This window comes from Nocardia miyunensis NBRC 108239 (assembly GCF_001613065.1).
Classification (GTDB): domain Bacteria; phylum Actinomycetota; class Actinomycetes; order Mycobacteriales; family Mycobacteriaceae; genus Nocardia; species Nocardia miyunensis.
Genome location: NZ_BDBQ01000143.1, coordinates 1 through 20,099, shown reverse-complemented (window position 1 = coordinate 20,099; position 20,099 = coordinate 1). Strand labels below are relative to the sequence as shown.

Here is a 20,099-nt window from a genome sequence, read left to right as displayed (position 1 = left end):
ATTTTCGTGGTCGGGTGTGAGCATACGAACGGTGGGCTGTTCGTGCCGTGCGGTTTGATCGTGTGGTCGGCGAGGTAATCTGACGTGTGTTCGCGCTGTGGACCTGACCCGGTGTCGAGTTGATGTGACGGAGGTAGACGGTAGCGATGAGCGGTGAAGATGCCACGCGTGTGCTCGATGTCGAGGTGTACCGCCGTGAGGGTGTCACGGTGATCGCGGCTCGTGGGGAGATCGATATCTTGTCGGTGCCGCTCCTGCAGTCGTCGTTCGAGCGGGTTCGTGCCGAGGGTGGGTCGCTGGTCGTCGACTTGTCCGAGGTGGGGTTCATGGGTTCGGCCGGGCTCAGCGCGCTGCTGGTCGCCGCTGAGGCTGTCGCGCCGCGGAAGTTGCGGGTGGTGGCTTCCAATGCTGTGCGTCGGCCGATCGAGGTGACCGGGCTGGATACGATGCTCGCGCTGTTCGTTACGTTGGATGCCGCGTTGGCGTCGGGTGAGTTGGATGTGGCGTCCTGAGTTGTTCGGTGTCATCGTGGGGGTAGTCGCACGACCTGGACGAAGAAGTCGTCGATCTGTTTGATGGCCGCGATGAATTGATCGATGTCCGCAGGCTCGCTGTGCCATGCCGCGTGCGGCGCACGCGGTGCTGTCGCGAACACGGCCAAGGTGTGAGCTGAGTTCATGAGAGACCTCGCATGGTTCGGCGAGGGCGACGCGCGCTTCTCATGCTGCTGTACTTTTCGCGGCCCAGGTGCCGAGAAGGTTTCGCAGACAACGCTATTCATGGATTCTCGTCGCCGGGCGGCAATCCATCGCCGGTAGGGTGGAGAGGGCGGACCGGTCGATCCGATTCCCGACCGAGACGTGCCGACGCGGTTCGAACTCCGAGGGTCAGCCGGGGTGCGCTGATACCTTCGCAGGATCGTGCCGTTGCTACGCAGACCACCGCCCGGCGAGGAGGTCAGCCAATGCCGTTACGTGTGATCGAGAATTGCCGTCGAATACTGGACAAGGTCGTGCTGCGCGCGGCTGTCGTATCCTGTGCGGTGGCATTGTCGGCGGCGGGGACCGTGCCGGCGCATGGGGACGCATTCGCCCCGACACCGGGCGCTCTGGTGGGCTGGGATACCTATCGACAGCTGGATCGGTTGCCTTACCTGGTGCCGGGGGTGCAGACCCAGCAGTTCTCCAGTTACGACCGCAGCGGTGGCAACAACGACGGCGGCGGTGGTTGTCTGCACGGTGGCGGTGCGGGATGTGTGGTGGCCGAGGATCACGGTCCGGGCGAGATCGATTCGATCTGGTTCACGCGGGACCGCGGGAATGTCGCGTCCATGGGCAACATTCGCATCGAACTGGATGGGGCAGTCGTTCTCGATGCGCCGTTGCAGGCGGTGGTCAGCGGGGCGGCCGGAGCGCCGTTCGCCTTTCCACTGGTGGCCGACGCGTCGCAATCGCCAGGCGGTGTGTACATCAAAGTGCCTATGCCGTATCGAGATTCGATGCGCGTCAGTATCGCGCGGAACCTGCAGTACTACCACGTCACCTATCGCCGGTTCCCGGATCCGATCGGCGTGCGGACCTTCGACCGCTCGGACCGCGCCGAGGACGTGCTGGCCATGCTCCGCAAGGCAGGCACGAGTGATCCCAAGCCGCCCAAGGCGAACGCGCAAAGGCAAACGCGCACAGTCGATATCGCGCCGGGCGCGACTGTGCCGGTGGCGCGGGCGACCGGCCCGGGCGCTGTGTCGGCGCTGCGGCTGAGGATGCCCAGCGAGGCCGCGTTCACGGGACTGCGTTTGCGAATCGGCTTCGACGGTCAGCAGACGGTCGATGCCCCCGTCGCGGAGTTCTTCGGCCTCGGCCTCGGTAGCCCCGGCGCGATTCCGGTGCGGTCACTGATGTTCGCGGCAGATCCCGCTCCCGGTGGATGGCTCTGGGCGTGGTGGCCGATGCCGTTCCTCGCCGACGCCACTGTGAGCCTGGTGAACACGACGGGAGCAGCCGTGCGCGGCGTCGACACCGATATGGTGGTCGACCCGGATCCGCAATGGGCAGTAGCGCTGGCCACCGGCTCGGCGGGGCACTTCACCGCTCGCTCACACGCGGGACCGACTGCGCCGGGCCAGGATTGGAGTTTCGCCGACGAACTCGGGCACGGCAAGTTCGTCGGGGTATCGCACACGATGCGTGGTCACCGGATCGATACGCCGTCGGGTTTCCGGTGGCCGGCGTTCCTAGAGGGTAATGAACGCGCCTACGTCGACGGCGCATCGACTCCACAGATCCCTGGGACCGGCACCGAGGATTTCTACGAGGGCGGTTGGTTCTTCGATTTCGGACGGCGTTTCAGTCTGCCGCTGACCGGTGCGCCGACCGAGCGGACCAGCGGCCCCGGATGCGCCGATTACTGCCTGACCGCGTACCGCCTGATGCTCCCCGACGCCGTGAATTACCTGTTCTCGCTACGGTTCGGAATCCAGCACGGCCCCGTCGGCGACGATCAGCAGGCCGATTACAGCTCGACCGCCTTCCTGTACCGGTAGTCGGTTCTCGAGCGAATTCGCCAGCGGGGTCACAGTGTGCTCTCAGTTAATGTGTGGACACTCGATGCGATGCCCATTCGTCTCTCAGGAGTATCCCTGCAATGTCGACCATCAACGGTCTGCCGGCACATGTTCTGCTCGTCCACATCATCGTCGTGCTCGTGCCGCTGACCTCGTTACTGGCCATACTCTGCGCGGTCTGGCGACCGGTGCGCCAACGGCTGGTCTGGCTGGTCGCGGTGCTGGCGGCGGTCACCGTCGTGATGACGCCCATCACCACCGATGCGGGTGAATGGCTCGAGCACAAGATCGGCCGCAGCCCGGCCATCCACACGCACGCGCATCTGGGCGACACGATGATCTACTTCGCCATCGGCCTGTTGGTCGCGGCACTGTTGCTGCTGTACGTCCATCTGCGTGAGCGGGGCGAGCGCCGGGTCGGTGTCATCCTGGTCTCGGTGGTCGCGATGCTGACCATCGCCGCGAGTGTCGCGGCGACCGTGCAGGTCTACCGGATCGGCGAAACGGGCGCGCGGGCGGTCTGGGGTGAGCAGGCTAGCGGTTAGACCTGCACGACAATGGAATTCATGATCTTGTCGGCGAGGGTCTGGCGTTTGTCGTCCGAGAGCGGCCAGAGATAGCCGAGGTAGCAGAAGCCGTCCAGAATGTGGCACAGGTTGCGGACGAAAGCCATGCCGAAACCGACAACCTGGCCGTCGGCCACCCGGATCAGGCGGATGCCGACCATCCGCTTGTGTTCCATAGCCGGGATTGCCTGGTGCAACTGGCCCGCTTCCGGGTCCCGGCGGTGGCGCTCCGTATCTGGGCGGGGGAGCGTTGTATCCGGGTTGCGGCGCAGATCCGGGTCCGGGTGGCCGGGAGCCGTACTGGGTGACTGTGGTGGCTGAGGATTCTGTGGCGGCGGCGGACCCTGTGGTGGCTGGGGATTCTGCGGTGGCTGAGGGGTCTGGGGATCGCCGGAGCCGTTGGATGGATCTGACGGGGTGCTCAGGTGCTCATGCGATTCTCCGATGTGGAAGGCAGTGGCGGCGAGCGGTCGTACGCCGACGGCCGACTCGGTCCAGTATCGCCGATCGAGGGGAGCAACCGTGGCGACTCCCGTCGCAGACGCTCGGGATCAGACCGGTGCCCGGGCGGTCCTTCCGGCCCGATGACGACGAAGACCTCCGAGGGGATAAGTTCCGCTCGGAGGTCTTCGTGCCACCGGGGCTCGCCGCCGGTGTACGCGCTCGATACCGCTACGCGGCGCTACCGGTGTGCAGGAACGACAGCGGGTTGGACTGCTGCCCCTGGTTCTGGTTCTGATTCTGGTGGTTCTGCTGCTGGCCTTGGTTCTGCTGCTGGCCCTGATTCTGGTGGTTCTGCTGCTGTGCCGGCTGGTTGGTGCCCTGGTTCTGCGGGGCCTCGGCGAATGCGGGGGACGCGGCCATCACGATCGGGGTGGCGACGAGTGCGCCCATCATGGCGAACTTCGCGATGCGGTGTGCCATCCGGCAACCTTTCTCTGCTGTAACAATGACAGCACCGATGACACAGGCCCAGCCTAGCTGTCCGATGGGACGTCGCTGTGGTTGTCCTGTGTGCGCCGCGGAACGGTGAATGCGGCTTCGCCGCAGCGGTTTACGCGCCCTTGCGGGTGGATTTGCGCGCGGTCTTGCGGGCGGTGGTCTTCTTCGCGGGCTTCTTCTTCGCCGATGCGGGCGAGCGACGGCCGGATGCTTCGAGACTGCGCTCCAGCGCCGCGACCAGATCGACCACCTCGGCGTCCATTGCCGCGGGCGCTGCTTCCTCGCGCCGGGTCACGGTGCCCGAACCGGAGGCGATCGCCTCGTCCAGCAGCTGTTTCAGTTCGATCTGATAGTCGTCGGTGTACTGGCTCGGATCGAATTCGTCGGACATGCTGTCCACGAGGGTTTCCGCCATCTTGATCTCCTGCGACCGGGGTTCGGCCGCACCGTCCAGTGCGGGGAAATCCACCGCGCGCACCTCGTCGGGCCACAGCAGCGTCTGCAGCACCAGGACGTTATCGCGCACACGGAGTGTGGCCAGCCGCGTCTTCTGCCGCAGCGTGAAATGCACCACCGCGACCCGATCCACCTGTTCGAGCGTCTTCGCCAGCAGCACATAGGCTTTCGGCGTCGTGGAATCGGGTTCGAGATAGTAGCTCCGGTCCAACAGGATGGGGTCGATCTGCTCCGCCGGAACGAATTGCAGCACCGGAATCTCGTGCTTCTCCGCCACCGGAAGTTTCGCGAAATCCTCGTCGGTGAGCACCACCCGTTCACCCTCGGGCGATTCGTAGGCCTTATCGATATCGGCGAACTGCACGGACTCCCCACACACGGTACACACGCGGTCATATTTGATCCGCCCGCCATCCTTGGCGTGCACCTGGTGAAACCTGATGTCATGGTCCTCGGTGGCCGTGTAGACCTTCACCGGGACATTCACCAAGCCGAACGCGATGGAACCCTTCCAGATCGATCGCATCCTTGGATGCTACTTGCGACCTGCCTGGTCTGTCTGGTGAACTGGCGTGACCTGCGGTTTCGTGGTTGTTGGTGGGTGTTGCTGGTTGTTGTTTGTTGCTGTTCGTGGACCTGTGACGTCCTGTGGACGTCCTGATACCGACCCGATTTGCCCACGTCCCGTGCTGTTTCGGGGCGTGTTGGTGGTGCTGGAACTGCGCTGGGCACCCGGTTCCGGCGACCGGATCGTCTGCTTTGTGTCAGAAAATCCGTGACGGGGAATTCGGCCAGGCCGTCAATGTGTGGGGAGCCGCTACGTCGCTCTGGGTAGGCCATTACCTGCAGAGAAATACTCTGATACCTAAATATGCGCATTTAACAATTAAATTCGAGATGCCTGACCGACATGTCCGGACTCGGGAACGTTGCAGAAAGGGGGCTTCGCTTGCATGCCCGGCCGGCCACGAGTCGGTGCCGGACGGATTCCCACGGCGACAACTGATTCGCGAGCACATGGGTAACTCCATGTACTCGCACGGAGCTAGCATGCGGTTGGTGCCGTTGTCAAGTTCAAACAGTGTCGAGTGTCGTTGGTGTCGTTAGTGTCTGAGCTGCGGATACATCGAATCTCTGCCTGGTTCAACATGTGATATCGAGCACTAGCGTTGGCGGCGGTTAGTGTCGTTGGCTGACGTCAGTCATTAAATGGCGGGATTGATGACAACCAACGACGGTCAACCGGCCACTGATCTGGCGATCGTTTGCCGTCGATCGTCGATCTGAAACTGCGCGGTCCGGCAACTCAGTGGCTGGGGCTCGGCGCAACGCGCCCGTGGACTGTTCAGAGCGTGTCGCCATTCTCAGTCTGTGTGGGTTGCGTTGCTGGCGTGGTGTGCACCAGCGCCGAGTCCTGTGGGAGGGGCCAGCGCGTGAAGTCCAGTAGCAAGCTTGTGCGCCATATGGTCGAGCTGGTCCAGCGTGATGTGCTTGTTGAAGGCTGCGGCGTCGAGTAGTTGGCGACGTACCTCGTCGATCCGTTGCCTCGCCAACTGAGCGAATCTGACTGGCGGAAGTCTGTGCGAATTCTCGTACTTCGCTAGTGACCGCGGCAAGGGCATCGATCAATCGCTGTGCAGCTCGGGCGACCTCGGCGGGTCCTTCGAGCATCATCTTGTATGAGATGTTCTCAGCGTGCTTGAAGTGCTGGCGAATCTCGGCCAGGCGAGCCTGGTCTGCCAGTATCGGCTCGGTGCTCGCCAACAGTTCGCGGAAGTACTGCTGGTTGGCTCGATCGGCAGTATGCCGATCTGTGCCCGCATCTAGCTCAGGCAGCAAGCGACCTCACCGAACGCTAAATAAGCGGCTACTTAAGACTGGTGGTAGGGCGAGATCGAGGAACCTCACCACCGGATAGCGGCGGGCAGGGTAAAGCCCAATGGCCGGCCATGCTGGTGCCCGGGGTAGTTCATGATTGCGGCTGGTCCGCGATGGTGCTTACGGCCTTGCGCATCTGCGCGGCGGCGAGGTCTGCGGTGGTGGCGGGGTCGATCACCAACAATCGAAGGCGCCGATCGTGCGGCCCGAAGACATACATCACCTGGCGTGGCTGGCCCGGAAGCGGGCCGGCGACCTCGATCCCATCGGGAGGGTCGATGCCACGCTGGGACAGGCTCAGCGAATTCCAATCGAAGGTAATCCGGGCGATCGCACCCAGTCGCGGAGTGAGGGCGGTGACCAGGTCATGCAGTTCTACGGTGAGGTTGTCGGTTCTGGGCCACCAGGCGCCGTCAACGCCACTGGATTGTTCGTCGCAGTCGCGGAGCAGCAATCGCGGTGTGCGGGTCGGCGTGTCGAATGGTTGCCCACCACCGGCGGTTGCCCGGAATCGGCCCAGGCCGCGGTCGGCGGCGGCACCGCCCCTGTCCTGCGATGGGTTCTGTGTCATATCAGACCGCCCGCAGGAGACGGGGATCCCGCGAAGATGCGCGTCGGTCTTCCGGGGCCACCGGCGCGCCGAGACCGCCTTCGTCGTCCCAGCGGCGCAACGCGGCCTCGTTCTGGGTGCGATCGAGGCTGTGCCGGGTGCCGGCGGCCATGAGTTCGTCGGCGGTGAGTTCATTGCCCGGTTGGGATGCGGCCGACAGCAACGCCTGGACGGCGGCGGTCTCGGTGGCTGCGGGGATCACCAGCAGGACGAGGCGGGTGCGGTCCAGTCCCAGGACGCAGAGTGTGTGGGTGGGCAGATGCCGGTATCCGTCCAGGTGCACCGATCGTCCGCCGATCATCGTGCGCCGCGGCGCCGGCTGCCAGGCGGTCATGTTGTACATGATTCGGTCGACGATGCCTGCCCGCCCGGCCAGCAGCGCCTCCAGATCGGCTAGTTCGGCGACCAAGTCGGTCGTGCGGGGCCACCAGGCCCCGTCCACCGCCCCGGGGCGGGGTGCTCGCGGTGTCGGCAACCGCCGCGATGTCGGCAGGGCGCCGCTGCGGAGGGAAAAGCGTGCGGAGCGGTCCAGCAGGATCGGCTCGTGTTGTGGCGTCATCGCGACGCTCCTGACCGGGACCGTGTGGCGGCCCCTGTTCATTCGCCGGGTAACGACGAGACCACGGGTGGTTTCGTACGAAAAGCCCCCGACACTCTCATCCTACCGCCGGGTACACCGGCCCGATGTGCGCGCATGCACCTGCGGCATTGTGTGAGACCACCCCGCTGTATGGATGTTCCCTGTCAGGCCGAACGCTTCGGCTCGCCCCTTTCCACGGCCCCGACGGATGAGCAATGCCACCTGGGCTGCGCCGTCCCTGGATTCAACGATCCGGCCTTCTGATAGGCCGTGACAGGAGCGCCCGATGACGCCGCCACCATGCACACGCCTCGGCGCCGGCGTCCGCGACCATCCCTCCCACTCAGGCAAGGCTGCGGGGTGATCGTCACGAGTCGGCGGTGCCGCTGGGTGTCGACGCGGCGGCCTGCAGGATGGTGGATGCGGTGGTCTCGCGGGCCAGGAAGGTGCCGATCTCGCCGATCGCGCTCATCAGCGGCGCCGGGAACACCACGGTGGTGTTCTTGTCGACCCCGAGTTCGATCAGGGTCTGCAAGTTGCGTAACTGCAAAGCCAGGGGGTGAGCCATCATCGTGTCCGAGGCATCGCCGAGCGCCGCAGCTGCCAGCGATTCGCCCTCGGCGGCAATGATTTTCGCCCGCTTCTCACGTTCCGCCTCGGCTTGGCGGGCCATCGCACGCTGCATACTGTCGGGCAGCTGAATGTCCTTCAGCTCGACCAGCGTGACTTCCACGCCCCATTCCAGGGTGGTGGTATCGAGCATCTGCCGGATGTCGGCGTTGATGGTGCCGGTCTCGGCGAGCGCCTGGTCGAGAGTGTGTTGACCGACCACCTTGCGCAGCGTGGTCTGAGCGATCTGATCGATGGCCGCATACACGTTCTCGATCGCGACCACCGACTTCTCCGCGTCGACGACCCGGAAGTAGGCGACAGCAGAGATGTCGACACTGACGTTGTCGCGAGTGATGATGCCCTGCGACTGGATCGGCATGGTGATGATGCGCAGCGACACCTTCCGCAGCCGATCGATGACCGGGACGATGAGGTTCAAGCCGGGTTCCCGAACCGCGACCACACGCCCGAGCCGGAACAACACACCCTTTTCGTACTGGGTCACCACCCGAATCGAGAGCGCCGCCACGATCAGCAGCACCACGATCACAGCGATGATCACGCCGAGGACGTTCACGACCGCTCCTGCCGTACGCGAATTCGTGTAGGGAGCTCACAGGCAGCTCCGCCGTCGGAGTCCCAACGCTGCTGTGCAGCAACGATTTCGGCGTCTTCTATGCTGTTTCTTCCGGTGGTCGCCAGCAGATCCGAGGGCTCGGCGCCGAGCTCCTCGCTGCGCGGCCTGCTGGCGCCGTGACCGTGGCGGCTGTGGCCGGCCTCGCGTTCGAGCCGCCACCGTCGCAGCGCTGCCGCTTTGCCGGTTCGGGCGGTGCGTTCTCGTACGCCGATCATCAACAGTTCGTCGACAGTCGATTCGTTGTCCGCGCCGGACGCGGACGTCATCGTTGTGAACGCGTGATACGCGTCCGTATAGGGCGGAACCACCAGCAGGACCAGTCGGCGATCGCGTGCGCCGAGTACTTCGATCGTGTTGACGGTGCCGTGACGGTATCCGTCGAGCCGCACCACCTGCCCGGTGAACACGAGTTCGCCACGGGTACTTGCCCATTCATCGAGGTGATAGGCCACCCGCTGGATGGTGCCGAGCCGCGCGGCCAGGACCGTGAGCAGGCTCGGAAGCTCGGTGGCGAGTTGGTCGCTGTAGGGCCACCACGCTCCGTCGACGTAGCCGGTTTTCTGCAGGTGGGTCTTCAACAGCACTCGCGGTGTGCGATCGCCGGGCGGGCCGTGCGCCCCGATGCCGAGTCGGTTCTTTTGTCGCGTCATGACCGACGCTCCTGCCTGGGCCGCGAATCGGCCGGATTATTCGAATCGGACGACGATACAACCTCGAAATAGTCGTATGCGATGTGTCGCCGATATATTGATTATAGCCGTTGCACTGCCCCCGCGCGGAGCGCGGAGCGCAGCCCGTGCTGTTGGGCTGGCGGGCCCGCATCAACGGCGGCGATTGTGTTGGGGCTGGTGAACTTTCGTTCCGAGGCCGTTTCGGGAGCGTCGTCGGAGGTCGCGATCAGGAAGCGGTCCGGTAGGGCCAGTTTGTGGATGGTGCGCAGGGTCAGCAGGTATTGGCGCAGCAATGGACCGGTCGTGTAGGGCAGGTCGTATTTGTCGCACAGCGCCCGCACCCGCCTGGCGATCTCGGCGTAGCGGTTGCTGGGCAGGTCGGGAAACAGGTGGTGTTCGATCTGGTAGCACAGATTCCCACTCAGGAAGGCCAGCACCGGTCCGGCGTCGAAGTTCGCGGTGCCCAGCATTTGTCGCAGGTACCACTCGGGCGTAGTCTCGTGCTCGACCACTGCGGACATGAATTTCTCTGCACCATCGGGGAAATGACCACAGAAAATGACCACGTAGGCCCAGAGGTTGCGCAGCAGGTTGGCTGCGGCGTTCGCAGCCTGTGTGCGGCGCCAGCGCGGGCCGCTCAGCGCTGGAAACAGGACATAATCTTTGCCGGCCTGCCGGATGATCTTCCCGATCAGTGCCTTGGCCTGCGTGATCTTCTCTGCTCGGGTCGCGGCGCGGGCGCATTCGGAGTCGAGACCCTGCAGGGCGATTCCCCACTCGAAGGTGGCCGCCAGCAAGAGGTTCTCCAGCGGCTGCAGAAGCATGTACGGTCGCCAGCGCTGGTCACGGGTCACTCGCATCACGCCGTAGCCGATGTCGTCGTCCATGCCGAGGACGTTCGTGAAAACGTGGTGGCGATAGTTGTGCGTATAGCGCCACTGCGACGACAGGCCCGCCATGTCCCATTCCCAAGTACTGGAATGGATTTCAGGATCATTCATCCAGTCCCATTGGCCGTGGGACACATTATGACCGATCTCCATGTTCTCGACACTCTTGGCCACCGCCAAGCCGGTGACCCCCAGAATCCATCCGATTCCGGTGCGGCTCATCGCGATCGTCAGTCGGGCCGCGGCGTCGAGAGTCCGTTGGAATGTGATGGTGTGGCGGATGTAGGTGGCGTCTCTGGTTCCGCGTTGGTCCTGGATGTCCCGGCGGATCTCGTCGAGTTCGCGCCCGAGCGCCTCGATGTCGGCCGCGCTCAGATGCGCGTAGACAGCGACTTCTGTGATTGCCATCGTCGATTTCCTCGACTTCCTGTGGGGCTGTGCCGGTGCGCGGACCCGAGGAGCGTGTTCGGGCGACGATGCCCTTGCGTCGAGGAAGGGTCAGCGCTTGTACACGCCTCTCAGCGTCTGCCCGACTCGATCGAAGGGGCCACGGCCCTGATATCCGCGTCCCTCTGCCGGACTGCGGATGTCGCCACCGCGGAAGAGTTTCTCCAGGCCTTCCTTGGCTGCCTGGACCTGGTGCGTGATGGTGTTCTCGGTCATCGGAATGATCCCGTCCCCGGATGCGCGGTTTCGACCGCGGCCGACCGGATCGGTCGGCCGTTCGCCGCAAGCACCGGTAGCAACTCCAGCCTAGGCTGCGACACGTCGTATGTCTACGGCGTAGGGTTACATCGTTGACATGATACCGAACGCTCGAGGAAGGGATGCTGAATACGCATGAACGACACGAGGGCCGGACCCGGCGGCCCGGACCAACGTAAGAATCACGCCGTCGGCGAACCTACCCGCAACAGCCCGCTCAGCCGCGCCGTGATACTGGCTGCCGCGCTCGAGATCATCGACCACGGCAGTGTCGACCAGCTGTCGATGCGGCGCCTCGGCGAGGCGCTCGGCCGCGACCCGATGTCGCTCTATCGGCACACTGCCAATAAGGGTGCGCTCCTCGACGGCGTCACAGAGATCGTCCTCGGCCAACTGACCGTCGACAGCAGCGACCCAGATTGGCGCCACCAGCTGCGCGTCATCGCGCATGAGTTCCGCCAGCTGGCCGTTGCCCACCCGAACGTGGTTCCACTGCTGATCACCCACCCGCTCGCCACCCCGCTCGGACTGCGGCCGCTGCGGACCCTGCGACCACTGGAACACATCCTGGAACTGCTCACCCGGGCAGACTTCAGCGACACCGAGGCCCTGCACATCTACCGCGCCCTGTTCGGATTCCTCTACGGCCACGTTCTCACCGAACTGCAGGAGATCGTCGCACGGCCCGAAGAGGCCACCGACCTGCTACGACTCGGGCTGCAACGCCTACCGCTCGATGAATTCCCGCTGCTGCGCGGCCTCGCCCCCGTCCTGGCCGCCTACGACGGGGGCACCGAGTTCGAACGTGGCCTCGAGATCCTGCTCACTGGCCTCGCCACCAGCATCACCCCGACCGCCCCGCGGCCGAGACCGGAGCATCGACAATGACGCCACAACCGAACCGAGCACCACATCAGCCATCTACGACCTTATGGCGATCACCATGCCAGACGACACCAGCGACACCCAAGCGGATGCCGCAGAGCAACGTTGGGATTCCGAAGGCGGCGCCGGCGTCTACTGAGATCAGCGCCGGCGAAGATCGCCGCCTGCGCCGGTCGAGTTCGCGGCCAGGCCGGTCAGCAGGATATCGAGCCCGCGCTCGAGCTCAGCGGCACCGTCATAGGCCGCCAGCACCGGGGCCAACTCGCGCAGCAGCGGGAACTCGCCGACCGGCAGCCGATACAACCCCAGCCGCAACAAGGCGTCGGTCTCCTCGGGCCGTTCCACGATCTCCTGCAACTCGTTGAGAACATGCCCGAACAGGAACCCGAACAACGCCCGATAGACATGCAACGCATCCGCACCGGAGAACCCGGCACGCGTCAGCAGGGCGAGAACGTCCTCCAGTGGCCGCAGCACGGCCAGCGGCCGCAAGCCCAGCGGTGTCGCCAGCGGCCGGGTCACCAGCAGCGGCACCACCCGCGGATGCGCCAGCGCCAGCCGCCGGAAATCCCGTGCCACCACTCGTAATTGGGCCATCCAGTCCGGATCCGTGGTGTCGACCGACAACTGCGCGAACACGATCTCGGCGACACCGTCGAGCACCGCGGCCTTGTTCGGCACATGCCGATAGATCACCATCGGATCCCGCCCCACCGCCTCGGCCAGACGCCGCATCGACAACCCCTCGACCCCGTCACGATCGACGATTTCGAGCGCCGCGGCCAGCACCGCGTCCCGCGTCACCGGACTGCGCCCGCGGCCGTCGCCCACGCGATCGGAACCACCGGTATCGGACCGGGAGGACCTGCGGTTGATCGGCGATTCGGCCATCACGGGACTCCGTTCCTCGGGAGCAGCTACCGTCTCCATTCGTGTAGACCTACAATGTTGACATAGGGTGCATGAGGCGTCTACTAGAGCTACCAAAAGATCCCAGGGATCGCCGCGATCGGCGTGGTCGGAATTGGTCGCCCTGATCGCGGGCAGCCGGCCAGCTATCAGGCGCCACTACCAGCCGTTCCGGCACCTGGTCGAAATCGACACCGCCGCACGATTCGATTTCGCCGCCGAACAGGAGTACCCCCACATGGCGCTACTACAGATTCCTCGTGTTGAGCGTGGTCGATGTGGTTGGTACCGGTGTCGGGAATGGGTTCGGTTGACCACGACCTGACCGGGCACCGATGTTGTCAGCGGCTGGGTTGGGGCACATGGCAGTTGGTTACCTTGGGATTGACCCCGGCATAGTTCAGTGGCCCCGCGAACACGGTCACCGCGATGGTCCCGACACCTGCGCAGTTCTGTTCGGCGTGGGTGATGTATCCGCGTTGCCCGGCGACGATCGCGCCGATGATCAGCCATACCAGCACCAGCAGTGTCAGCCACCGCATCACTGGCCTCCTGGAGTCGACCGATGAACCAAGACCGGCCTCAGAAGTAGTGGCGTCGCCCGCCGACGGCGCGGCCCATCGACCCCAAGGCCAGGAGCACCAGACCGATGATGAGGGCCACGATCCCGATGACCCAGAGGATCTGGATTTTCAGCAGGAAACCGACGACGAGAAGAATGATTCCGAGAATGATCATGGTCGATACCAAGTTTCGGTGGTGGAGTGATGGGGCGGTGGGCCACACTGGTGGTTGCGTGTGGCGTCAGTGTTTGAAGGCGTCCTTCATCTTTGCTCCGGCCTGCTTGGTATCGCCTTTGGCCTGATCGGTGCGCCCCTCGGTCCGCAGGCGAGTGTTGCCTGTGCCCCGGCCGACCAGTTTCTTGGCCGCGCCCTTGGCGGCTTCGGCCTTGTGCGCGATCTTCTTACCGATGCTCATGGTGGTGGTCTCTCTCGTGTGTGCCGTCGCCGCGGATGCGGCGAACGTCTGTGCGAGTGCCGTCGGCCGCGGCCCGAGTGCGGGTTGGCGGCGGCGTGGCGGTCCCTGGATCGGTTGCCGAATCCGAAAAGGTGAAATCGGTCGGGACGCGAAGCACTGAATCTACGTCGTACTTACTCAACCACCGCATACCCATAATGTCAACAGTGTAGAGCTACACTATATGACTGCAGTGTAGATACGAGGCTGAGCTGTGCGGTCCTGCGAATGGAAGGCTCGGCGCCGAGAACCACTCCGTCAGCGGCATCAGGTGATGTTTGACTGCCTGAATACGGGCTATCGCGAGAAGACCGGCTGGAAATGGCAGGCCGGGCACCTTCGAAAAAAGGAGCCGCACTCATGGGCACTGCGGACAAGGCAAAGAACAAGGCCGAGGAACTCGGCGGTAAGGCCAAGGAGAAGGTCGGCAAGGCCACCGGCGACAAGGACAAGCAGAACGAGGGCAAGGCCGACCAGGCCAAGTCCAACCTCAAGGATGCAGGCGAGAAGGTCAAGGACACCTTCCGCCACTGACCGGGCGCTCGCCGGCGTCGATCGGCGAGCGGATGACCCCGCGCGGTCATCCGCAGCTAGCGCTCGTCCAGAGACGGCAACACCGTCTCGCTGATGATCAGCAGCACCGCGGCGGCGACCGGGATGGCGAGCAGGGCACCGACGATCCCGAGCAACGCCCCGCCGACCAGAACCGACACCACCGTCACAATCGCCGGCACCCGGACCGTTCTGCCGATGATTCTGGGTACGAGTACGTAGTCCTCGAACAGCCGCAGGACGATGAAGAAGACGACGGTCGCCACCGTGACGGGCACCGATACGGTGAGCGCGACCAGGGCCACGATGATCCCGGCGATGGTGGAACCCACCACCGGGAGCAGGTCCAGGACGGCGACCAGGACGGCCAGCAACAGCGGGTAGGGCACGTTGAAGATCAGCAGCCAGATGAAGGTCAACACCGCGGTTATCACCGAAATGAGCAAATTCCCGAGGATGTAGCCGCCGACCTTCACGAAGATCTCGTCGCCGATCAGGATCGCCCGCGGTCGGCGCGAACGCGGAAACAGCCGGTAGATCGAGGCGCGAACCTGTGCGAAATTGGCCATGAAGTAGCCGGTCAGCACAGCGACGATCACCGCGCCACTGACGATGCTGAACACGAGGCGGCCCGCGCCCAGGACACCACCGGCCAGCTTGGAGGAATCGGACCCGACCCCGTGCTGGACTCGGTCCCGGAGATGGAAACGAGTATTGAGCAGGTCGATGAGTGGATAGCGTTGCGCAAGATGGTCGAGGTAGTCCGGAGCGTGGTGGACCAGCGCGCTGCCTTGGGTGACCAGCGGAGGTATCGCGGCCGCGAGGAACCCGGCCAGCAAGCCGATCGCGACCATGAATACCGCGGTCACGGCGGCCCATCGCGGAAACCGTGGCCGAACCAGCCACGACACGGCGGGTTCCAGACCTATTGCCAGGAACAGCGCGAGGGTGATCAAGACCAGCACTTGGCTGGTGGCGATCACTGCTTGGATCGCGCCGTAGGTCACCGCGACTCCGGCCGCGCCTGCCATGCCGACCATGAACGGTGATCGCGGATCGAATCGCCGCCCGTGCTTGCCCAGCGGGTTCTGCGTCGTGCTGGCCTGCGCCGCCGCCGCTTCCGCGGTAATGATCGGTCCGGCGTCGTCGGTGGTGTGGGGTTGCTCGACCAGGCCGCTATGGCCCTGCTCCGCCTCGTCCGGGGTGTGGCGTTCCTCGGTTCGTCCTTGGTCGTTGTCTTCGTTCATGGCGTGGATCCGCGGGGTTGGGCGAATGCGGCCGAGCGATCATGTACGTCGGCGGAGCGCGATGCCTGCCACGCCCTCGGGACAGCCCGCCATCCAGCCCTGGTTGGCAGGGGGCGATCATGCCCGTTCAGGATCGGTCCCCCGCTGCGTCCCACCTGACTTCGAGTCCGGATCGACCTTGTCTGCGCGCTCCCACTCCTTGTCCAGTTCGGTTCGCGAATCCGCCGCCTCGCCGCGATGCACGTGCGCCTGCTGGGCAAGCTGCTCGGCCTGCGCCGCCTTGGCCTCACCTTCCGCCTTTGCCGCCCTGCCCCTGGCAGCGGTCTCCTCTGCTCGCGCCTCCCGCTGAGCGACTTCGAATTCCTGTTCCGCCGCGCGGTCACGGATACCCTCAGCTTCGACCCGCCGATGTTCGCGCCGTTTGCGCATCAACAACCAGGCCACAAGTAAAACGATCACAACCGCGACGACGATGATCACGATCACAATGGCGGTGCTCATCTCTCGACTCCTCACGTTCTCCCCCGTCTACCCTAACGCCGCTCGACCACCCCTGAACTGGGAAAATGAGCGATCAGGCGTCCAGGCTGACGGGCTCCCGCATCTACCGCCAACGACAACAAGCCGCCCTCGACGTCGACCGGAGGATCGTCGTCGGCGCCGTACGACAACTCGTCCTCGGTTGCGGGCCGGGTGGCCCAGCCCGCGCGGGCTTCGTCGTAACCGGCATCGTGCACCTCATCATCGGCTACATCGCCATCCGGATCGCCCTCGGCGGCACAGCCGACAGCGCCGACCAATCCGGGGCCATGGCGGAACTGGCCGCCAAGCCGGACGGCGTCGTCGCCCTCCCGCCGATGGCCTGGTCACTGGCTGGGTTGCGGCACGTCGGACGTTGCATTCCTCGATCTTCGGGTTCATGCCGAGATAGTTGAGCGGTCCGGCGACAGTGGTGACCGCGTTTGCGGAATTTCTCATTGCTGTCGCTCCGTGTATCGAGTGGTGGTGGTTATTCGAGCCGATCTCGCCAGCTCGGGTTGGTGCGGATGTGGCGTGAGCCGCCGGCGTTTTCGTTGAAGTCGCGGCTCGCGGCGTTGTCCTCGGGATGCGACCGACGCAACAGCTTTCGTACGACGAAACTGCGACCCCGGCCGCCGGCACCCGGCGCACGGCCGTTCATGGTGGCCGTGGCGATGACTCCGGCGGCGACAGCGCCGATGAGGATCCCGAGGATCAGGGCAATGGTGACGAGCATGTCGACTTCCGGGTAGCTCTGATGTATGCGCCCGCGCGGGATTCGCAGCACAGGTCAGTTGGTAGTGGCGGCGGCCGTCGCCGGCGTGTCCGTTGCCGTCAGCGGGCCGTGGTTATCGGCTTCGGTCGCGGAGCGGGGCGTCGACGTGCCGAGCACCGCCATCGGCGCGACCGAATATCTGGCCCAGGCGCCGGTGGGGTGCGGGCTTGTCACCGATGTGCTGTGTGGCGCTGTCGGATGCCTCGCCCGCGGCATCGGTGGTGCCGGTCTGGCTGTAGTGGGTGGGCGCGTTCCGCGGCGCGCCGGCTGACTGTGGCGGGTCGGGGTGGCGAACCTCGTCGACAGTGGTGTCGCGCCGGGTCGTTTTGAGTTCGCGGCGGGCGGCGCGCCCGCGGCGGGCGGTGCGGCGAGCCCCTGTCAGGAGCAGGCTCAGCCCGACGATTCCGATGCCACCGACCACGATGCCGTAGAGGAACAGCACCCCGGTGGATCCGGTGACGTGATAGCCGAATACCGCGAAATTGTCGGTCAGAGCGTGGGTGGAGCCGCCGTTGGCGAACACACCCGCGACGCCGACGAGTACGGCGGCAACCAGGATGACGAGTCCGATGATGACGATCATGACGATCCTCGGTTCTTTTGGAGTCCATCCAGTACACGCCGACGAGCACGCGATGTCAACACCGTAGGTCTACACTTCAGATCTCCCAGACGGTGGCACCGCGGCCCGCGCCCGGATCCCCCTGGAACCAGATCTCCAACCAGCCCATCGACCACGTCGCCGACGCGAACAGTCGCGGCACGACAGTTCGCCATCGGCCACCGCCGCCGTCATCGTGCTCGGCCCGCTACGCAAGACGACGCCGCTGAGACACCTGCGCGGATCGGCGCGGAAACCGCCGCCATACCGATGATTTCCGGAACCGCGGGCGATGCCCGAACCGCGCCGGCCGACTACCTCGATGCATGACCCGGACTTCCTGCACGGCGGCCCCGCCGCGCCGCCGACCGAGCCCTGAGCCACGCGGCGGCGTCGGCTCCCCGGCCGCGTTCGGAATCCCAATGCTGCTGTGCGGCAGTCATATCGACGTCGGCGACCGGGGTGATGATCCGAAGGGTCAGGGTGGCGCCGATGTCGCGTCCGATCACATCAAGCGTGCGCGCGGGCCGGTGCCGGTAGCCGTCGAGCCGGACCCGCCGCCCGGGGCTGTCCAGTTCCCTTGGCGCAGCAGACCATTCGTCGAGGTGATAGATAACGCGACGGATCGGGCCGAGGCCGGGCCGCAACACCGAGAGCAGATCCGTCAGCTCCGCGACGAGATCACGGCTGTGCGGCCACCAGGCCCCGTCGACATCTCCGACGCCGGCGACATCGAGTTCGAGCCGCAGACTGCGGGACGGCGACGCCTGTCGACCGGCGTTCGTCACGTGCGGTTGTGGTGTCATGATCGACACTCCTGTCGCGGCCGTTGCGGTCCGCCATGGTGATTCGGATCGGGGTCCGGTGCTTGTCCGAGGCGTCGCGCCGACGGTTGCTCGGCGTTGCCGGACCGGATATTGCCTACGGTGTAACTCTACGCTGTAGACACCGTTGTGACCGCGGGATACGCTGAGGAGGGCGTCGACATCGCCTCCCACACCGGCCGCGACGACAGCGCCGGCCATGCGAAGAGTCGAGATCAGAAGGCCTATTTCCGAAAGGAATAAGAAAATGGCGACGAAAACGCCTTACGAGCGCCGAGTGGCTCGCGTCCGAGATGCGGTGCGGAAGAACTCGGAGCTCGACGACGCCGCCGCGACCGCGCTCGCGGTCCAGGTACTGAATGCCCTCGATACGATCCCCGAGAAGATTCGCTGACGAGCGATTCCGCCCGCGCCCGCGGGCCCTCCGGTTGGACCACTCGACTTCTCGAGCCAAGGATTCGACGCTGCCCGGGCGCCGTAGCGGCTCGCCCGGTGTGAGTCCTCGGCGAATCCTGTTTCGCGCCTAGGATCTCCGCGCGAGCCACCGAGTCTGCTGCTGGGTGGAGATCAGTGCGAGTGTCGCTTCGGCGCTTTGGTTCTCGTTGCTGCCAGTGGGTTCCAGCCCGTCGGAACAACCGTTGCTGTCGGGGTCGAGCAGCGCGGTGGCGACGTCGTTCACGCCGCGAAACCAGGCCTCGCACGGATGCGCCAACGTCACCCGCCGGAACTCCCGGGCCACCCGGCGTACCTCGGCGACCCAGTCCGGCGCCGCAGCATCAACCGACAATTCGGTGAACACGACCTCGGCGACACCATCAATCACCGCGGCCTTGTTCGGCACATGCCGATAGATCACCATCAGATCGCGGCCCACCGTCTCGGCCAGCCGCCGCATCGACAACCCCCCGATCCCGTCGCGATCCACAATCTCCAGCGCTGCGCTCAACACCGCTGCCCAAGTCAGCGGACGGACCTTGTTTCGACTACTCGGCGATTCAGCCATCACATACGGACTCCATCCCTCGGAACACACCACAACATATGATGTAGATCTACAACGTTGACATACAGCGCTGGGCGGCGTTTACTGAAGGTAACCGCCCCAGGGAGAACCACTATGGCGCCATTCCACATCCGCCGCCGGACCACACGGCACCGCGGCCCACCCGAAAGCACGCCGCGATTGCGGCTCGAGCCCGAAAGCGACGCATACATCGACGGCGCCTGGTGGCCCCGGTCCGGTGAACTCACCACCGAACTACCGGGCCTGCTGACATTTCTGGAATTTCGGATGGGCCCCATCCGCCGCGTCGTCTACGACCGGGAAAGCTGGACACCCGCACCCCGCACCTTGACCGTCGACCATCACGAGGTCCAACTCGACGCCTACCCGTTCGAGGCAGGCAACACGATGTACATCTTCGGCAGCCACAACAACATGCTCGTGCTGCAGGTCGTCCTCTCGACCACCGACTACTACAGCGCACATTCCACCCGCCTCGGCGCCGCGTTACAACCGGCACGTCAGCCCCTCGAACAGGAAGCATGATCATGATTCATGGCAACACGCCCACGCACCGCCCGATCACAAACCACCTCGCTATGGGCAGGAGCACCGGCCCACCCGGAAGTCACACGCAACCGTTCGGCGCCCCCACCC

Annotated in this window: 27 protein-coding genes and 3 pseudogenes; 9 read left to right on the top strand and 21 right to left on the bottom strand. The window is 64.9% G+C overall.

Annotation, left to right across the window (positions count from 1 at the left end; all coding sequences use genetic code 11):
* Positions 1–146 precede the first annotated feature (146 nt).
* The gene (locus NM2_RS45150) at positions 147–512 is read left to right on the top strand and encodes an STAS domain-containing protein (protein ID WP_067683415.1); all 366 of its coding nucleotides are present in this window, start codon (positions 147–149) and stop codon (positions 510–512) included.
* Between the two features lie 11 nt (positions 513–523).
* Here NM2_RS45150 and NM2_RS48480 read toward each other — a convergent pair.
* A pseudogene (locus NM2_RS48480) lies at positions 524–607 on the bottom strand (response regulator); the annotation flags it as partial.
* 357 nt (positions 608–964) lie between these two features.
* On the opposite strand from NM2_RS48480, the gene NM2_RS45145 reads away from it, so the two are divergent.
* Both NM2_RS45145 and NM2_RS45140 read left to right on the top strand, forming a co-directional pair.
* On the top strand, positions 965–2,542 hold the full coding sequence (locus NM2_RS45145) for a glycoside hydrolase family 172 protein (RefSeq protein WP_084532308.1): 1,578 nt from the start codon (positions 965–967) through the stop codon (positions 2,540–2,542).
* 101 nt (positions 2,543–2,643) lie between these two features.
* Complete coding sequence (locus NM2_RS45140) at positions 2,644–3,108, top strand: DUF2231 domain-containing protein (RefSeq protein WP_067683407.1); 465 nt, start codon at positions 2,644–2,646, stop codon at positions 3,106–3,108.
* Here NM2_RS45140 and NM2_RS45135 read toward each other — a convergent pair.
* The 4 genes from NM2_RS45135 to NM2_RS53250 form a co-directional block, all read right to left on the bottom strand.
* On the bottom strand, positions 3,105–3,305 hold the full coding sequence (locus tag NM2_RS45135) for an RDD family protein (RefSeq protein ID WP_067683405.1): 201 nt from the start codon (positions 3,303–3,305) through the stop codon (positions 3,105–3,107). The genes NM2_RS45140 and NM2_RS45135 overlap by 4 nt on opposite strands.
* 496 nt (positions 3,306–3,801) lie before the next feature.
* Positions 3,802–4,053 carry a hypothetical protein gene (locus NM2_RS45130; protein WP_067683404.1) on the bottom strand — a complete coding sequence of 84 codons (252 nt, stop codon included), beginning with the start codon at positions 4,051–4,053 and terminating at the stop codon, positions 3,802–3,804.
* A 130-nt stretch (positions 4,054–4,183) separates the two neighbouring features.
* Positions 4,184–5,053 (bottom strand): non-homologous end joining protein Ku, encoded by an 870-nt coding sequence (gene ku, locus NM2_RS45125; protein WP_067683402.1) that lies wholly within the window; start codon positions 5,051–5,053, stop codon positions 4,184–4,186.
* An 838-nt stretch (positions 5,054–5,891) separates the two neighbouring features.
* Positions 5,892–6,149: a DUF6374 family protein gene (locus NM2_RS53250; protein WP_369690371.1), complete on the bottom strand. Its 258-nt coding sequence runs from the start codon at positions 6,147–6,149 to the stop codon at positions 5,892–5,894.
* Between the two features lie 73 nt (positions 6,150–6,222).
* On the opposite strand from NM2_RS53250, the gene NM2_RS52785 reads away from it, so the two are divergent.
* Positions 6,223–6,354 (top strand): hypothetical protein, encoded by a 132-nt coding sequence (locus tag NM2_RS52785; protein WP_281182849.1) that lies wholly within the window; start codon positions 6,223–6,225, stop codon positions 6,352–6,354.
* A gap of 142 nt (positions 6,355–6,496) precedes the next feature.
* Here NM2_RS52785 and NM2_RS45120 read toward each other — a convergent pair whose 3' ends face one another.
* The 6 genes from NM2_RS45120 to NM2_RS49940 all read right to left on the bottom strand — a co-directional run bounded on the left by NM2_RS45120 (position 6,497) and on the right by NM2_RS49940 (position 11,068).
* Positions 6,497–6,976, bottom strand: a complete 480-nt coding sequence (locus NM2_RS45120; protein WP_067683401.1) for a DUF5994 family protein — start codon at positions 6,974–6,976, stop codon at positions 6,497–6,499.
* A gap of 1 nt (position 6,977) precedes the next feature.
* The gene (locus NM2_RS50770; protein WP_174575761.1) at positions 6,978–7,574 is read right to left on the bottom strand and encodes a DUF5994 family protein; all 597 of its coding nucleotides are present in this window, start codon (positions 7,572–7,574) and stop codon (positions 6,978–6,980) included.
* Between the two features lie 388 nt (positions 7,575–7,962).
* Positions 7,963–8,784 carry a slipin family protein gene (locus tag NM2_RS45110; RefSeq protein ID WP_067683399.1) on the bottom strand — a complete coding sequence of 274 codons (822 nt, stop codon included), beginning with the start codon at positions 8,782–8,784 and terminating at the stop codon, positions 7,963–7,965.
* Complete coding sequence (locus NM2_RS50765) at positions 8,781–9,494, bottom strand: DUF5994 family protein (RefSeq protein WP_067683397.1); 714 nt, start codon at positions 9,492–9,494, stop codon at positions 8,781–8,783. Before NM2_RS50765 ends, NM2_RS45110 begins: the two co-directional genes overlap by 4 nt.
* A 101-nt stretch (positions 9,495–9,595) precedes the next feature.
* The gene (locus NM2_RS45100) at positions 9,596–10,813 is read right to left on the bottom strand and encodes a fatty acid desaturase family protein (protein ID WP_067683396.1); all 1,218 of its coding nucleotides are present in this window, start codon (positions 10,811–10,813) and stop codon (positions 9,596–9,598) included.
* A gap of 90 nt (positions 10,814–10,903) precedes the next feature.
* Positions 10,904–11,068 (bottom strand): hypothetical protein, encoded by a 165-nt coding sequence (locus NM2_RS49940; protein ID WP_157121955.1) that lies wholly within the window; start codon positions 11,066–11,068, stop codon positions 10,904–10,906.
* Between the two features lie 177 nt (positions 11,069–11,245).
* On the opposite strand from NM2_RS49940, the gene NM2_RS45095 reads away from it, so the two are divergent.
* On the top strand, positions 11,246–11,998 hold the full coding sequence (locus tag NM2_RS45095) for a TetR/AcrR family transcriptional regulator C-terminal domain-containing protein (protein ID WP_067683393.1): 753 nt from the start codon (positions 11,246–11,248) through the stop codon (positions 11,996–11,998).
* A gap of 138 nt (positions 11,999–12,136) precedes the next feature.
* Here NM2_RS45095 and NM2_RS45090 read toward each other — a convergent pair whose 3' ends face one another.
* The 4 genes from NM2_RS45090 to NM2_RS48475 all read right to left on the bottom strand — a co-directional run bounded on the left by NM2_RS45090 (position 12,137) and on the right by NM2_RS48475 (position 13,882).
* Positions 12,137–12,886 (bottom strand): TetR/AcrR family transcriptional regulator C-terminal domain-containing protein, encoded by a 750-nt coding sequence (locus NM2_RS45090; protein ID WP_067683391.1) that lies wholly within the window; start codon positions 12,884–12,886, stop codon positions 12,137–12,139.
* A gap of 359 nt (positions 12,887–13,245) precedes the next feature.
* Entirely contained in the window at positions 13,246–13,446 is a 201-nt protein-coding gene (locus tag NM2_RS45085; RefSeq protein WP_067683389.1) for a hypothetical protein, read from the bottom strand.
* A gap of 40 nt (positions 13,447–13,486) precedes the next feature.
* A complete protein-coding gene (locus tag NM2_RS50540; RefSeq protein WP_169816363.1) occupies positions 13,487–13,642 on the bottom strand; it encodes a DUF6131 family protein in 156 nt (51 codons plus the stop codon).
* 66 nt (positions 13,643–13,708) lie between these two features.
* Positions 13,709–13,882: a CsbD family protein gene (locus NM2_RS48475; RefSeq protein ID WP_083895858.1), complete on the bottom strand. Its 174-nt coding sequence runs from the start codon at positions 13,880–13,882 to the stop codon at positions 13,709–13,711.
* A gap of 399 nt (positions 13,883–14,281) precedes the next feature.
* Here NM2_RS48475 and NM2_RS45080 point away from each other — a divergent pair, with 399 nt between their 5' ends.
* On the top strand, positions 14,282–14,455 hold the full coding sequence (locus NM2_RS45080) for a CsbD family protein (RefSeq protein ID WP_067683387.1): 174 nt from the start codon (positions 14,282–14,284) through the stop codon (positions 14,453–14,455).
* 56 nt (positions 14,456–14,511) lie between these two features.
* Here the strand turns inward: NM2_RS45080 and NM2_RS45075 are convergent, their stop codons facing one another.
* On the bottom strand, positions 14,512–15,720 hold the full coding sequence (locus NM2_RS45075; protein WP_084532306.1) for an AI-2E family transporter: 1,209 nt from the start codon (positions 15,718–15,720) through the stop codon (positions 14,512–14,514).
* Positions 15,721–15,837: 117 nt separating this feature from the next.
* Positions 15,838–16,221 carry a hypothetical protein gene (locus NM2_RS45070; RefSeq protein WP_067683386.1) on the bottom strand — a complete coding sequence of 128 codons (384 nt, stop codon included), beginning with the start codon at positions 16,219–16,221 and terminating at the stop codon, positions 15,838–15,840.
* A gap of 146 nt (positions 16,222–16,367) precedes the next feature.
* On the opposite strand from NM2_RS45070, the pseudogene NM2_RS52365 reads away from it, so the two are divergent.
* Positions 16,368–16,571, top strand: a pseudogene (locus NM2_RS52365) (DUF1206 domain-containing protein); the annotation flags it as partial.
* A gap of 158 nt (positions 16,572–16,729) precedes the next feature.
* Here NM2_RS52365 and NM2_RS45060 read toward each other — a convergent pair.
* The 3 genes from NM2_RS45060 to NM2_RS45050 all read right to left on the bottom strand — a co-directional run bounded on the left by NM2_RS45060 (position 16,730) and on the right by NM2_RS45050 (position 18,421).
* A complete protein-coding gene (locus NM2_RS45060) occupies positions 16,730–17,026 on the bottom strand; it encodes a hypothetical protein (protein WP_157121949.1) in 297 nt (98 codons plus the stop codon).
* Between the two features lie 61 nt (positions 17,027–17,087).
* Entirely contained in the window at positions 17,088–17,597 is a 510-nt protein-coding gene (locus tag NM2_RS52360; protein WP_245718560.1) for a hypothetical protein, read from the bottom strand.
* Positions 17,598–17,929: 332 nt separating this feature from the next.
* Positions 17,930–18,421: a DUF5994 family protein gene (locus tag NM2_RS45050; protein WP_157121946.1), complete on the bottom strand. Its 492-nt coding sequence runs from the start codon at positions 18,419–18,421 to the stop codon at positions 17,930–17,932.
* 265 nt (positions 18,422–18,686) lie between these two features.
* Here NM2_RS45050 and NM2_RS50535 point away from each other — a divergent pair, with 265 nt between their 5' ends.
* Positions 18,687–18,833, top strand: a complete 147-nt coding sequence (locus NM2_RS50535) for a DUF6307 family protein (protein WP_169813426.1) — start codon at positions 18,687–18,689, stop codon at positions 18,831–18,833.
* Positions 18,834–19,139: 306 nt separating this feature from the next.
* Here the strand turns inward: NM2_RS50535 and NM2_RS53580 are convergent.
* Positions 19,140–19,442: pseudogene (locus NM2_RS53580) on the bottom strand (TetR family transcriptional regulator); the annotation flags it as partial.
* A 114-nt stretch (positions 19,443–19,556) separates the two neighbouring features.
* Here NM2_RS53580 and NM2_RS45040 point away from each other — a divergent pair.
* Positions 19,557–19,988 carry a DUF5994 family protein gene (locus tag NM2_RS45040; protein ID WP_067683377.1) on the top strand — a complete coding sequence of 144 codons (432 nt, stop codon included), beginning with the start codon at positions 19,557–19,559 and terminating at the stop codon, positions 19,986–19,988.
* Positions 19,989–20,099: the final 111 nt, after the last annotated feature.

Excerpts from the sequence above, each read along its gene's own strand:
- NM2_RS45150 (WP_067683415.1), top strand. The coding sequence starts at position 147 with ATGAGCGGTGAAGATGCCACGCGTGTGCTCGATGTCGAGGTGTACCGC.
- NM2_RS45145 (WP_084532308.1), top strand. The coding sequence starts at position 965 with ATGCCGTTACGTGTGATCGAGAATTGCCGTCGAATACTGGACAAGGTC.
- NM2_RS45140 (WP_067683407.1), top strand. The coding sequence starts at position 2,644 with ATGTCGACCATCAACGGTCTGCCGGCACATGTTCTGCTCGTCCACATC.
- NM2_RS45135 (WP_067683405.1), bottom strand. The coding sequence starts at position 3,305 with ATGGAACACAAGCGGATGGTCGGCATCCGCCTGATCCGGGTGGCCGAC.
- NM2_RS45130 (WP_067683404.1), bottom strand. The coding sequence starts at position 4,053 with ATGGCACACCGCATCGCGAAGTTCGCCATGATGGGCGCACTCGTCGCC.
- ku (WP_067683402.1), bottom strand. The coding sequence starts at position 5,053 with ATGCGATCGATCTGGAAGGGTTCCATCGCGTTCGGCTTGGTGAATGTC.
- NM2_RS53250 (WP_369690371.1), bottom strand. The coding sequence starts at position 6,149 with ATGCCCTTGCCGCGGTCACTAGCGAAGTACGAGAATTCGCACAGACTT.
- NM2_RS45120 (WP_067683401.1), bottom strand. The coding sequence starts at position 6,976 with ATGACACAGAACCCATCGCAGGACAGGGGCGGTGCCGCCGCCGACCGC.
- NM2_RS50770 (WP_174575761.1), bottom strand. The coding sequence starts at position 7,574 with ATGACGCCACAACACGAGCCGATCCTGCTGGACCGCTCCGCACGCTTT.
- NM2_RS50765 (WP_067683397.1), bottom strand. The coding sequence starts at position 9,494 with ATGACGCGACAAAAGAACCGACTCGGCATCGGGGCGCACGGCCCGCCC.
- NM2_RS45100 (WP_067683396.1), bottom strand. The coding sequence starts at position 10,813 with ATGGCAATCACAGAAGTCGCTGTCTACGCGCATCTGAGCGCGGCCGAC.
- NM2_RS49940 (WP_157121955.1), bottom strand. The coding sequence starts at position 11,068 with ATGACCGAGAACACCATCACGCACCAGGTCCAGGCAGCCAAGGAAGGC.
- NM2_RS45095 (WP_067683393.1), top strand. The coding sequence starts at position 11,246 with ATGAACGACACGAGGGCCGGACCCGGCGGCCCGGACCAACGTAAGAAT.
- NM2_RS45090 (WP_067683391.1), bottom strand. The coding sequence starts at position 12,886 with ATGGCCGAATCGCCGATCAACCGCAGGTCCTCCCGGTCCGATACCGGT.
- NM2_RS45085 (WP_067683389.1), bottom strand. The coding sequence starts at position 13,446 with ATGCGGTGGCTGACACTGCTGGTGCTGGTATGGCTGATCATCGGCGCG.
- NM2_RS50540 (WP_169816363.1), bottom strand. The coding sequence starts at position 13,642 with ATGATCATTCTCGGAATCATTCTTCTCGTCGTCGGTTTCCTGCTGAAA.
- NM2_RS48475 (WP_083895858.1), bottom strand. The coding sequence starts at position 13,882 with ATGAGCATCGGTAAGAAGATCGCGCACAAGGCCGAAGCCGCCAAGGGC.
- NM2_RS45080 (WP_067683387.1), top strand. The coding sequence starts at position 14,282 with ATGGGCACTGCGGACAAGGCAAAGAACAAGGCCGAGGAACTCGGCGGT.
- NM2_RS45075 (WP_084532306.1), bottom strand. The coding sequence starts at position 15,720 with ATGAACGAAGACAACGACCAAGGACGAACCGAGGAACGCCACACCCCG.
- NM2_RS45070 (WP_067683386.1), bottom strand. The coding sequence starts at position 16,221 with ATGAGCACCGCCATTGTGATCGTGATCATCGTCGTCGCGGTTGTGATC.
- NM2_RS52360 (WP_245718560.1), bottom strand. The coding sequence starts at position 17,597 with ATGATCGTCATCATCGGACTCGTCATCCTGGTTGCCGCCGTACTCGTC.
- NM2_RS45050 (WP_157121946.1), bottom strand. The coding sequence starts at position 18,421 with ATGACACCACAACCGCACGTGACGAACGCCGGTCGACAGGCGTCGCCG.
- NM2_RS50535 (WP_169813426.1), top strand. The coding sequence starts at position 18,687 with ATGGCGACGAAAACGCCTTACGAGCGCCGAGTGGCTCGCGTCCGAGAT.
- NM2_RS45040 (WP_067683377.1), top strand. The coding sequence starts at position 19,557 with ATGGCGCCATTCCACATCCGCCGCCGGACCACACGGCACCGCGGCCCA.